This window comes from Rheinheimera oceanensis, from assembly GCF_018831085.1.
Lineage (GTDB): Bacteria > Pseudomonadota > Gammaproteobacteria > Enterobacterales > Alteromonadaceae > Alishewanella > Alishewanella oceanensis.
On sequence record NZ_JAGPNM010000002.1, the window covers coordinates 338,373 to 350,983 of the forward strand.

Here is a 12,611-nt window from a genome sequence, read left to right on the forward strand (position 1 = left end):
TATAGGTATAGCACGAAACAGCCGCTAGTGTAGAACGGCCGCCATGCAGTTTCAAGAATTATTATTCTGTTTTTATGAATTTTTATACAAACACTATTAATAACAATAACGCTTAGACAGCGATATCGACCCGATTACGGCCGTTTTGTTTCGCCTTATACAGCGCACTGTCAGAACGAGATAACAACTTATCATAGTGCGCCTCTCCGGCAAACTCAGCAATGCCCATACTTACTGTAATACGCAGTTTTGCGGCAAAAACAGCACAGTCAATCTGCATAACGGCCTGGCGCATGCGTTCACAAATATCCTGCGCTACTTTTAGCGTGGTGTTTGGCAGCAATATGGCAAACTCTTCCCCACCCCAGCGCGCTACGGTATCGTCGGTCCGGCAGTGGCTACTAATTTCAGCCGCTACCAACTTAAGAATTTCGTCACCAATGCTATGACTGTAACTGTCATTTACCTGTTTAAAATGATCAATATCCAGCAGCACCAGGCAAAGAGGTAAATTATTGCGCCGTGAACGCGCACATTCACGCGCCAGCGCTTCATCAAAGGCACGGCGGTTTGCCAGCCCGGTTAATGCATCACACCGGGCCTGCTGCTCAAATTCTTCAGCCTGACGTTTTAATTGCACCAACAGTGCCGAGCGCTCTTGATCTACAGCCTGCAAATGATCTGCCTGCTGTTGTAATTCAACGGTTTTTTCCGCTACCTGCCAACGTAGTAATTGCTCACGCCGGCGCAAAGTGTTAAGACGCCAGCGCAGTATTATCAGGCCAAACAGCGTGATCAAACCTACTATAGCCAGCCAGAAACCTGGCCTTTGCCAGATATAAGGAAAGATAGTAAAGCTCAGGCTGGCTTCGTCTTCACTCCAGCCCCCTTGCGGATAAGCTGCGCTGACTAAAAAGCGGTACTCACCGGGTGGCAGATTGGTATATTCGGCTATATTTTGTGAGCCGCGCTCAACCCAGTCAGAATCAAACCCCTGCAACTTAGTACGATATTGAATGCGCTGTGGCATAACAAAGCCTAACCCGGCAAAGGCAAATTCCAGCCGGTTGACTCCGGCAGCTAACTGAATTGAAGAAGTTAACTGCCTTTCAGTACCATTAACTTTCAAGCTTTCGATCACTATCGGTGGGATATTTGCCGCAAAGCGTTTTAACACCAGAGGTTGCACCTTACTGGCACCTTTGGAGGTAGCAAACCACACTGCACCATCCTGAGCCAATGTAGCGGCAGGCATAGAGCCGCCATTGGCCTGGGCACTTTGCATACCGTCACCTTCGCCAAATAGCTCATAGTCAAGATGCTGATGCTTACCGTTTAGCACGGCTGCAATATGCTCGCGCTCGAGCCGCAGTATGCCCCTGTTGCTGCTAATCCACAGGTGCTGTTGTCTGTCAATCACCACCTGAAATAGCTTATCAAACGGTAAACCAACATTGCGGCCGAGCATTTTCAGCTCACCGCTGTTCAAAGCGTAATAAACCAGGCCGCGGTCGGTTGTCATCCAAATGGCATCCGCGCCAGTATCCAATGCAAAACCAAATGCGTACTCAGCGCCGTCCAGATTGCTGAAATCAACCTGTGTTATGCTGCCATCTGGTTGCATAATGGCCACACCAGCCCCGGTACCGATAAACAACCGGCCGTCGCTATGCTGGTACAAAGCCATAATAAATGGTGCCGGCAACCCCTCTGCAGTGGTAAAGTTTTTTATGCCATCAGCACCTACATAATTAAGCCCCTGCGCAGTTCCCACCCAAAGCCCGCCATCTTTTGCCGGTAACAGTGCCCGGACCTCGTTGGCCAATAAACCATTTTGCCGATCCAAGCGACGGGTAACCTTGCCATCCTGCCACAGCAACACACCGTCTGTGTAGGTACCAATCCACACTGAGCCATCAGTAGCCTCTGCCAGGCTTAATACCGACTGGCCACGACTGGCTGCAGATAAATCCAATGTTTGCAGTTGTTGCCCCGCTAAACGGCTTACACCCTGGCTGCTGCCAATCCAGACTGAACCATCGCTGTGCGCCATTACGCTGCGGACATAATCTCCGGCCAGGCCAAGTTCGGCGGTGTAAGTAACAAAAGGGGCATCGCGTAAACGGAATAAACCACCGTTAGTGCCAACCCAAACGCTTTGCTCACGATCCAGATACAGCGACAAAATACGGTTATTTGGCAACCCACCCGCTATTGTTAACTGCTCTAATCCCAGCTCGCTGTATCGCAATAATCCCCGGTCAGTGGTTCCTATCCAGATTTGATTGCCATTTATCAGTAATGAAGATACTGGCAAATCTGCTAACTCTGCATCCAGCAACACAGCCTCGCCGTTAAACCAGCTAAACAGCCCCTGTTCAGTACCCGCCAGAATTTTCTCTTTGTGTATAGCCAGCACAAATACCGGCGCGGCAGGCATCTCTTTAACAGTTATAATGTCAGGCTGTGTTGCTGCGGTATCCAACCAGGATAGCCCCCGGCCAGAACCAATCCATAGCAGGCCATTGTTATCAATCAATAAGCTGTGAATAACGTCACTGGGTAAGCCATCAGCCTGAGTGTAACGTATGCGGCTGCCATCTGTTGCCTGCCGGAATAACCCCTGCCCCTCACTGGCCAGCCAAAAAGCCCCGTGCTTATCCTGAACAACCGCATTCAGTAATACATTAAACGGCGCCCAGCTACGCCAGCTGTTTGGCGAACGCAAGCTGAAACCTCCGCGCGATCCTGCAATCAGCACATTACCGTCGTTATCTTTATTCAATACCCGGATACCGGAGTCAGGCAGCCCTGTAAGCTCCCCCCGGCCAAAAATACTGAACTCCCGGCCATTAAAGCGGGCAAGACCTTCCCAGGTGGCTATCCACAGGTAGCCATCTTCACTTTGACTGATACTGTTTATGGTGTTGTGCGGCAGGCCGTCGCGGGTAGTCCAGCTTTCCTGAAAATAATTACTTAATTTGGCCGGGCTGGCACTGGCAAAAAAGCTCAGGCTGATGCACAGCAGTACCAGCCAGCTTTGGCGCATTAATGAGTGTCTGGCAGCAAAGCGCCAGCTAAGAACTTCAGACATTACTACTCATCCCTGTTCATTAAGTAATTGCTAAAGCAATAATGCCGCTCAGATTAACCCAATTTTCAATTGGCGCCAACCCGGCAAAAGTCCGTTTATTAATGAAAAAAGCCCGTTTTATCACGGGCGCAGGTGTGTTAAAGCAGTTTATACCGCAGCTTGTGGTCTGACTCCCAGTAAGTGGCAAATGGCATAACTCAGCTCGCTGCGGTTAAGCGTATAAAAATGAAAGTGATCCACACCTTCACGGCTTAATACCTTTACCATTTCCATAGCAATATTAGCCGCCACCAGATTACGGGTGGTGGTGTCGTTTTCCAGGCCCTCATAGGCTTTATGCATCCAATGCGGCACCGCTACGTTAGTCAGAGCAGCAAATTTTTTCAGTTGCTGAAAATTAGTCACCGGTAAAATGCCCGGCACAATGTCAACATCAATGCCTATGGCAGCACAGCGATCGCGGTAGCGTAAAAATTTCTCGCTATCAAAGAAAAACTGCGTAATAGCACGTGATGCTCCGGCTTCAACTTTGCGCTTTAAATTAAGCAAGTCAAACTGGGCATTAGGCGCTTCGGGGTGTACTTCAGGGTATGCCGCTACCGAGATATCAAAGTCAGCTACTGAACGCAGTATTGCTACCAAATCTGCTGCGTACAGATCCGGCTTTGACGTACTGCCGGGCGGTAAATCGCCGCGTAGCGCCACTATATGCCGGATACCGTTTTGCCAGTAGTCCCGGGCAATATCAATCAGCGCTTCTTTACTGGCATCGACACAGGTTAAATGCGGCGCGGCAATTAAGCCGGTACGCTGTTTAATCGACTTAATAATATCGTGTGTACGATCACGCTCACCGGAGTTAGCACCATAGGTTACCGAAACAAAAGATGGCGCCAGCGGCGCCAGCCGTTCAATTGACTGCCACAGGGTTTGCTCCATCTGTGGCGTTTTCGGCGGGAAAAACTCAAAACTGACGTTAACCTTGCCCTCGACATCCTGCAGGTTGCGGTTAATTGCGTCTAAATATTGTGCATTTGCAAATGCCATAACGACTCTCTTTCTGTTACGTCAGTGAGGCAGGCATAGCAGCCTTGCCAATAAGTTGATTAATCAGCACGGCCAGATCTGCATGCAAACCACCGGCAGTAACTACCCGGCCAGCGCCCGGACCTTTCAGTACCAACGGGTTAGCATTGTACCAGCCAGAGCGGATCACAAAGACGTTATCGCAAGGCGCTATTGCTGCCAGTGCGTGATCCTGACTAACCTGCTGCAACGACACACTGGCCCTTACCTTGCCATGCTGCAGCGATAAAACAGCCACATAGCGTAATACTCCGCCCTGAGCTTTTGTCGCAGCAAACACTGCCGCAAGCTCTGTATCAAGTATGTCACGCTGCGCCCAGAAATCCTGCCAACTGCCTTGTTCCAGCCCTTCTGGTAATAACGGTTGCAATTTAATGTCGTCCAGCTCCAGTGTTACCCCCAGCTCGCGGGCCAGCACCAGTAGTTTGCGCTGTACATCTTTGCCGGATAAATCATCGCGTGGATCCGGCTCTGTCAGGCCTGCTTGCTGTGCATCCAGTACAAAATCAGAAAACGGCTTGCTACCATCGTACTGGCACAATAACCATGACAGCGTACCGGAGAAAATACCGCTGACTTCTGCTATTTGATCACCGGCGCTTAACAATTCTTGCAAGGTACGTTGCACCGGTATACCGGCGCCGCAGGTGGTGTTGCTCAGCCATTGCCGCTGATGCTGCACCAACGCCTGCATAATCTGCTGATACTCAGCACCCGGCAAGGTTACGCCCTGTTTATTGGCACTGATAATATCGCAACCGGCAGCGATAAATGCAGGGTACAAACGGGCAAAGTCACTGCTGGGCGTAATATCTACCAGCACTTTAGGCGCAGGTAAGGCCTGCAAATAAGCCGTTAACTGCTCTGCATGCCAGCTGTCGCCTGCAGCCAGTGCAGTTTGCCAGTCAGTCACTGCTATATTGTCTGCCAGCACTGCGCGGCGCGAATTCAGTACAGCTGCCAGATTCAGCTTCAGCTTAGCGGCAAAACGTTGCTGCTGCGTTACCAGCATGCTGAGAAATTCAGCGCCTACATTGCCGGCACCGGCTACCACCAGCTGTAACGCCGGTGTTGGCAAAATTAACTGCTGATGCAACTGCTGTAACACTGCTACAGGCAAGGGCGCACCCAGTAGCCAAATCAGTTGCCGGGCATTTTCATAGCGGTGTAATACCGCATGCTGCTGTAACAGTTGGTCAGCCACTGCGGCCTGTTGTGTCTGATCCGCTTTTAGCCATGCCACAGCGTAGTAACGCTGCGTATCCCATACCGCATGTACGTTTAACTCTGCCAGCCAGGCCAGTGCCTGCTCTGCACAAGCTGCGGGCAGCAACCAGCACAGATTGTCGCCTTGCTGTGACAGCTCAATAACCGGCTGTTGCAGTTCTAACGCCAGTCTGGCTGCAGTAATGGCAGTGTCCTGATGTAGTGTTAATAAAGTAACGTCATTCAGTTCAGTAATAAAACCCTGCTGTGCAGCGCCCGGTTCAGTGAGGCCTGGCTGCACTACGCAACAGCCACCTTGTGCCGGTTCATAGCTGCTGCGTACCTGCAATACGGTATTTGTACCGGTCAATGGTGCTAAGGTGCGGGCATGCAATACCGGGTTACCCAGTTGCGCCAACTGACAGGCCTGCTGCCAGCTAACCTGGCTGTATGGTACTGCACTGGCCACTTTGCGCGGATCTGCACTATATATAGCTTTAACATCGGTCCAGATTGTTACTTCTGCGGCCTGCACCAGCGCACCAAGCAAGGTAGCGGAATAATCACTGCCATTACGCCCCAGAGTAATGCTGTGGCCTTTATCATCACGGGCTATATAGCCGGTAACAACATGAATACAGTCTGGCTGCGTTTGTTCAGCCAGTAATGCTGCTGATGCTGTCCAGTCTGGCTGATGCTGTTTTAAACGCAGAAAATCACGCGCATCCACCGCAACGGCATTAAGCCCGCGCTGTTTCAGTAATTCACTCAGTAATAACGCCGACAAACGCTCACCAATTGCCAGTACATCATTTAGCTGTTGCTGTACCAGTGCGTCCGGCACAGCCGCCAGCCATTGCCGTAGTTGCCCGGAGACAATTGCAGCGGCCTCTGCCGCTAATGTTTGCTGCACTATTGCCGTCAGTTGAACTTGCAGGGCATTCAGCGCCGCATCACGCACGGCTATATTTTCTGCCGCAGCAATAATAGCCAGTAAGGCATCGGTAGTATCACCCGGCGCCGATACTACCACCCACAGCGCCTGCTGGGGGTTTTGTTGCTGTAAAATATCAGCCACTGCAGCAAACCGCTGTGCACTGGCTAAACTGCTGCCACCAAATTTATGCACCTGGGCTGCCGGGCTGAATTGTTGTTTTACTTCAATTTGCATTATGCGTTACCAAAAAGCGCTGAGTGCCGGGTTAAGCCGGAACTGCTGTTGCTGTTCATTCTGTTGTTTTAACCTGTCAGCCTGCGGATTAAGCTGTTGCTGATGGTTCTGCTGATTATGTTGCGCCACCGCGTTAAAAGCCTGCTGTAAATCGGCCAGCAAATCATCAGCGTTTTCAATACCTACCGACAAACGGATTAACGTTGGGCCTATCCCGGCAGTTTTCTGCGCCGCGGCATCCATTGATGCATGCGTCATGCTGCCCGGATGGCATACCAGGCTTTCAATGCCGCCCAGTGATTGGGCCAGGGTAAATAAGCGCAGCGCAGAGAAAAACACCGGCAATAAGCTTTCGTCAGCGGCCAAATCAAAACTGCACATCGCACCAAAGCCACTTTGCTGGGCTTTGGCAATAGCATGGCCCGGATGCTGCGGCAGCCCGGGGTAATACACTTTAGCCACCAGGGGCTGTTTGGCCAGAAAATCTACCAGCCGGGCAGTATTGTCCTGCTGCAAACGCAACCGCGGCTCCAGTGTACGCAGGCCGCGCAGTGTCATATAACTGTCAAACGGCGCGCCGGTAATACCCAGGCAATTGGCCCACCATTTTAATTCATCACCCAACTGCTGCGATTTTGCAATCAATACCCCACCCACTATATCACTGTGGCCGTTAATATATTTAGTGGTGGAATGCACGACAATATCAGCGCCCAGCGCCAGAGGTTGCTGTAATACCGGCGATAAAAAGGTGTTATCCACTACTACCAGCGCTTGTAATGCTTTGGCCAAATCACATACGGCACGCACATCAGTAATTTGCAGTAATGGGTTAGACGGCGTTTCCAGCCAGATCATTTTCGGCTTCACAGCCCGGATCTGCTCAGCCCAGTCAGCTTGCTGAAAATTTACTACCAGCAGTTTAAAAGCACGTTTGCGCTGTGCCAGATTAACAAACAACCGGTAGCTACCGCCGTAACAGTCATGCGGGATCACCAGCGTATCATCCGGTGTCAGCAGTTGCAGCGCCAGCAAACAGGCAGACATGCCGGTACTGGTAACAATGGCTTTTACCCCGCCTTCAAGTTCAGCAAGCGTTTCAGCTAATAAATCCCGGGTCGGGTTATTCGAACGTGAGTAATCATAAGGGCCGGGCTGTTTAAAGGCTTTTAATTCATAGGTTGAGGTTAAATACAGCGGTGGTGTAACCGCAGCGTGGGCAGAGTCCTGGGCAATACCGGCTCTGGCAGCGATAGTCGCGGCGTGGCGCTTTGACATAGGAAACCTCATTTAGATGTTTAGACGTCTAAAAGTATAATGATAGAAATAGAGATGTCAAACCATTTAGCCGTCTATAATCATTATTTGTTGTACACTATTTGACTGGGCGGCATAACAAGATAGAATTTCGCCACTTGCGTAAAGCAATACAACATAATGACTAATTACAAGGTAACCATATGGCTAAGTGGAATGGGGAATATATTCACCCGTACGCGGAACACGGTAAAAAATCAGAACTCGTAAAAAAAATCACCGTATCTATTCCGCTGAACGTATTAAAAGTGCTGACAGATGAACGCACCCGCCGCCAGGTAAACAACCTGCGACATGCAACCAACAGTGAATTATTATGCGAAGCGTTTCTGCATGCATTTACCGGCCAGCCACTGCCAGCCGATGAAGATTTACGTAAAGACAACCCGCACCAGATCCCGGCAGAAGTGCGTCAGATCCTGACCAGCATGGGCAAACCCATCCCGGTTATTATTGAAGCCGACAGCGACGAAGAATAACAAACAAAACACCCGCCAGCTGGCGGGTGTTTTGTTTTTGCGGCACGTTAACTGCACAAATAAAGTATAACAGCTAACTTTGGCAGTTAATTATGACAATTAGCTATAGTAGTTTTCCGGCAACGGCAACCTGGCGACCCCGGATGCCACTGCCGCTTGCGCCACTGCCAGAGCTACCCGTGACAACAGCCGCGGATCCATTGGTTTAGGAATTATATAGCTTTTACCAAAACTAAGCTGGCTAACCTTAGCGGCAGCTAATACCTCCTGCGGCACAGCTTCTTTAGCAATAGCCCGAATGGCATTTACTGCTGCCAGTTTCATTTCGTCATTAATAACACTGGCGCGTACATCTAAAGCACCGCGGAAAATAAACGGAAAACACAGCACGTTATTTACCTGGTTCGGATAATCCGAACGGCCGGTAGCCATAATTATATCGTCGCGCACGGCATGGGCCAGTTCAGGTTTAATTTCCGGATCCGGGTTAGAGCAAGCAAAAATAACCGGCTTATCGGCCATCAGCTTTAACGCTTCCGGTGGTAACACATCCGGGCCCGACACCCCGACAAACACATCAGCTCCGTTTAAGGCATCTTCCAGCGTGCGTTTATCAGTATTGTTGGCAAACAGCAGCTTGTACTGATTCAGGTCATCACGGCGGGTATGAATAACACCTTTGGTATCCAGCATATAAATATGCTCGCGCTGGGCACCGCATTTAATCAGCAGCTCCATGCAGGCGATAGCCGCAGCGCCTGCGCCCATACAGACAATAATTGCGTTTTTAATGTCTTTACCCTGAATTTCCAGCGCGTTTAACATGCCGGCAGCAGTTACAATAGCAGTACCGTGCTGATCATCATGAAACACCGGAATTTTGCAGCGTTTGATCAGCTCTTTTTCAATTTCAAAGCACTCCGGCGCTTTGATATCCTCAAGATTTATACCGCCAAAGGTGTCGGCAATATTGGCTACGGTATTAATAAACTCTTCTGTGGTGCGGTGCGTTACCTCAATATCAATCGAATCCAGGTTAGCAAAGCGCTTAAACAACAGAGCCTTACCTTCCATTACCGGCTTCGAGGCCATAGGGCCTAAATTACCCAACCCCAAAATGGCCGTGCCGTTACTGATCACCGCCACCAGATTGCCTTTGGCAGTGTACTTGTACACGTTATCAATATCTGCAGCTATTTCGCGTACCGGTTCTGCTACGCCCGGGCTATAGGCCAATGCTAAATCTGTTACGGTTTCGGCAGGTTTACTGATCTCAATACTGATTTTGCCGGGTTTGGGTTCTGCGTGGTAACGCAGTGCTTGTTCTCTGAAATCTGACATCTGTTTATCCTGCCGTTTGTTGTAGGGCCTAGCGTAAAGTTATTGTTGTACAGTTACGTCTGAGGGAGGCTTATTCTAAAGAGCTACCAGCGGTAAGAGAACCGTAATCAGTCTGATCGTACCAGCGTAAAATGGCCTGTCTGACTATACCACTTTAGTCGCAACCCGTAGCTGTTATAACAATTACGGCACACAAACAACATTTCTTTTAGCAATATTGAATATAAATTCCTCATCTGGCACAAATTTCAGGCACAAAAAAAGCACCCGCAGGTGCTTTTTCTGTTTTGCTGCAGCAAAACCGATTAACGGCTGCCCAGTACAGAGAAACGTTTTTTGAAGCGATCTACACGGCCGCCTACGTCTAACACTTTTTGCTTACCGGTATAAAACGGGTGGCAAGCAGAGCAAACGTCCAGGTGGATGTCTTTGCACAGTGCTGATTTAGTTTTGAATGCATTACCGCAAGTACAAGTAGCAGTAATCTCTTTATATTCTGGGTGAATACCTGGCTTCATGGGTTACCTCGTTAGGCCGTATCGCTATCTGGTCAAAATTTTTGCCAGACACCATACGTAATTACAGTTAATTAAGGGCGCGTAGCTTAATAGATAGCCACAAAAGTTGCAACAGCTTATGCAGTTGTGCAATAAATTTTGTTTTACTTGGCATTTCACCGGGCTGTCCTTACACTTGAAGGCTGCTATTTAACAGGACCCTGTTGTGACTGTAGTTCGCGTGGCTCTGCCGGTGCCGTTAAGACAACACTTTGACTACCTAATCGCCTCTGATCAACCCTGTCAGATTGGCTGTCGTGTGCTTGTGCCTTTTGGTAACCGCCAGTTAGTCGGCATTATATGGCAGCTTGCACCTGAAGATGGCTTTGATGCCGGCAAACTAAAACCCGTACTGCAACTGCTGGACACCACACCGGTGTTGCCACCACTATTGTGCCAGCTACTCAGTTTCGCGGCAGAATATTACCATTACCCGCTTGGCGAAGTGTTAGTCAGTGCCTTACCCGCTTTGCTGCGTGAAGGCCGTAACTTAGCAGACTATCAGCCCAAAGCTTACCGCCTGACCACAGCCGGCCAGCAGCTAAGTAGTACTGCATTAAAACGCTCGGCCAAGCAAAGTGCACTGTGGCAGGCGCTGCAAAGCCATCAGTTAACCGAATCAGTACTATTGCAGCAACACAGCCGTGCCACCTTAAAACAATTACTGGATAAACAGCTGGCAGAAGAGCTGATAGTGCCACCGGTGCCTTATGCTGCACCACTAAAACCCGCAGCGGGCCTTAAACTTACCAGCAATCAGGCGTTGGCAGTTACGGCAGTTGATCAGGCTTGCGGCCGCTTTGAACGCTTATTACTCGAAGGTGTTACCGGTTCAGGTAAAACCGAGGTGTACCTGCAAAGTATTGCTGGCTTGCTTAACCAGCAACAGCAGGTATTGGTAATAGTGCCGGAAATTGGCTTAACGCCACAAACACTGGCGCGGTTTCAGGCACGGTTTGATGTTCCGGTGCTATGCTGGCACTCTGCACTTAGCGATAGCGAGCGCTTACATTGCTGGCTGCAGGCCAGCACCGGTGCGGCGGCCATTATCATCGGTACCCGTTCGGCCCTGTTTTTACCCTTTTACCGGCTGGGTTTGATTATTATTGATGAAGAGCATGATCAGTCATTAAAGCAACAGGACGGTTTTCGCTATCATGCCCGCGATTTAGCCATTAAACGCGCGGCACTGCAACACTGCCCTATTCTGCTTGGCTCTGCCACACCAAGCCTGGAAAGCCTGCACAACGCACTGAATAAACGCTTTATCCATTTACCACTGCCGGATCGCGCAGCAGGCCAGACACTACCGGTATTTGAACTGATCGATTTAAAACAGCAGGTATTGCAATTTGGCTTAGCCAGCCAAACGCTGGCGCAAATTAAAAAGCAGCTGGCCCTGGGCCTGCAGGTAATGTTGTTTTTAAACCGCCGTGGTTTTGCCCCGGCATTAAGCTGCCAGGAATGTGGCTGGCTAACCGAATGCCATCGCTGCAGCGCTTTTACTACCTACCATAAACAAAGCCGCCAACTGGTATGCCATCATTGTGGCGCCAGCAAAACAGTGCCACGCCAGTGCGGTAATTGCGGCAGCACCCAACTAAAACCGCTGGGCCAGGGTACCGAACAATTAGAAGAAAACCTGCAGCAGCTGTTTACAGATGTGCCCATTACCCGGCTTGACCGTGACAGCACACGCCGCAAAGGCGCCCTGCATCAGGCGCTGGACGATATTCACCAAAGCGGTGCCAGGCTGATAGTTGGCACCCAGATGCTGGCCAAAGGCCATCATTTTCCTAATGTCAGCCTGGTAGTTATTGTTGATGTTGACGGTGCGCTATACAGCAGTGATTTTCGTGCCCCCGAGCAACTGGCACAGTTACTTACCCAGGTAGCGGGCCGGGCGGGCCGTGGCAACAGTGGTGGCAAAGTACTACTGCAAACCCACTATCCGGACCATGTTTTACTGCAGGATATTATTAATAACGGTTATGCGTCTTTTGCCCGCAGTGCGCTTAAAGAACGTGAGCAAACCCGCTTACCGCCTTATAGGCATCTGGCGATGTTTCGCGCTGAGGCGCATCAATCTGATCTGTGCCAGCAGTGGTTGCAGCAACTGGCCGACTACAGCCGCCAATTTACCGGTTTACAGCTGCTGGGGCCCATTCCGGCACCACTGGAGCGCCGGGCCGGTAAATACCGCTGGCAATTGCAGCTTTACAGCACAGGCCGGCCACAGCTACACAGTGCGCTGGATAACATGCTGCAACAACTACACAGCTGGCCATTAAGCCGCAAAGTAAAATGGCAGTTGGATGTTGATCCCACCGATCTTACCTGAAGCCGCGCTGTTGTTTCTT

At 50.2% G+C, this 12,611-nt stretch carries 8 protein-coding genes; 2 read left to right on the forward strand and 6 right to left on the reverse strand.

The window, feature by feature from the left end:
- Positions 1-112: 112 nt before the first annotated feature.
- The 4 genes from J3B89_RS06170 to metB all read right to left on the reverse strand — a co-directional run bounded on the left by J3B89_RS06170 (position 113) and on the right by metB (position 7,835).
- Complete coding sequence (locus tag J3B89_RS06170; protein ID WP_251372265.1) at positions 113-3,094, reverse strand: diguanylate cyclase; 2,982 nt, start codon at positions 3,092-3,094, stop codon at positions 113-115.
- A 147-nt stretch (positions 3,095-3,241) separates the two neighbouring features.
- Positions 3,242-4,141, reverse strand: a complete 900-nt coding sequence (metF, locus tag J3B89_RS06175; protein WP_215396643.1) for a methylenetetrahydrofolate reductase — start codon at positions 4,139-4,141, stop codon at positions 3,242-3,244.
- A gap of 16 nt (positions 4,142-4,157) precedes the next feature.
- Positions 4,158-6,557 (reverse strand): bifunctional aspartate kinase/homoserine dehydrogenase II, encoded by a 2,400-nt coding sequence (gene metL, locus J3B89_RS06180; protein ID WP_215396644.1) that lies wholly within the window; start codon positions 6,555-6,557, stop codon positions 4,158-4,160.
- Between the two features lie 6 nt (positions 6,558-6,563).
- Positions 6,564-7,835: a cystathionine gamma-synthase gene (metB, locus tag J3B89_RS06185; protein ID WP_215396645.1), complete on the reverse strand. Its 1,272-nt coding sequence runs from the start codon at positions 7,833-7,835 to the stop codon at positions 6,564-6,566.
- Between the two features lie 182 nt (positions 7,836-8,017).
- On the opposite strand from metB, the gene metJ reads away from it, so the two are divergent.
- Positions 8,018-8,353, forward strand: a complete 336-nt coding sequence (gene metJ / locus J3B89_RS06190) for a met regulon transcriptional regulator MetJ (RefSeq protein ID WP_008217699.1) — start codon at positions 8,018-8,020, stop codon at positions 8,351-8,353.
- A 99-nt stretch (positions 8,354-8,452) separates the two neighbouring features.
- Here the strand turns inward: metJ and J3B89_RS06195 are convergent, their stop codons facing one another.
- Both J3B89_RS06195 and rpmE read right to left on the reverse strand, forming a co-directional pair.
- Positions 8,453-9,694, reverse strand: coding sequence for a malic enzyme-like NAD(P)-binding protein (locus tag J3B89_RS06195; RefSeq protein ID WP_215396646.1), 1,242 nt, complete (start codon positions 9,692-9,694; stop codon positions 8,453-8,455).
- Between the two features lie 305 nt (positions 9,695-9,999).
- Positions 10,000-10,212: a 50S ribosomal protein L31 gene (rpmE, locus tag J3B89_RS06200; protein ID WP_215396647.1), complete on the reverse strand. Its 213-nt coding sequence runs from the start codon at positions 10,210-10,212 to the stop codon at positions 10,000-10,002.
- A 205-nt stretch (positions 10,213-10,417) separates the two neighbouring features.
- Between rpmE and priA the strand changes: the two genes are divergently transcribed.
- Entirely contained in the window at positions 10,418-12,592 is a 2,175-nt protein-coding gene (gene priA / locus J3B89_RS06205; protein ID WP_349814192.1) for a primosomal protein N', read from the forward strand.
- Positions 12,593-12,611: the final 19 nt, after the last annotated feature.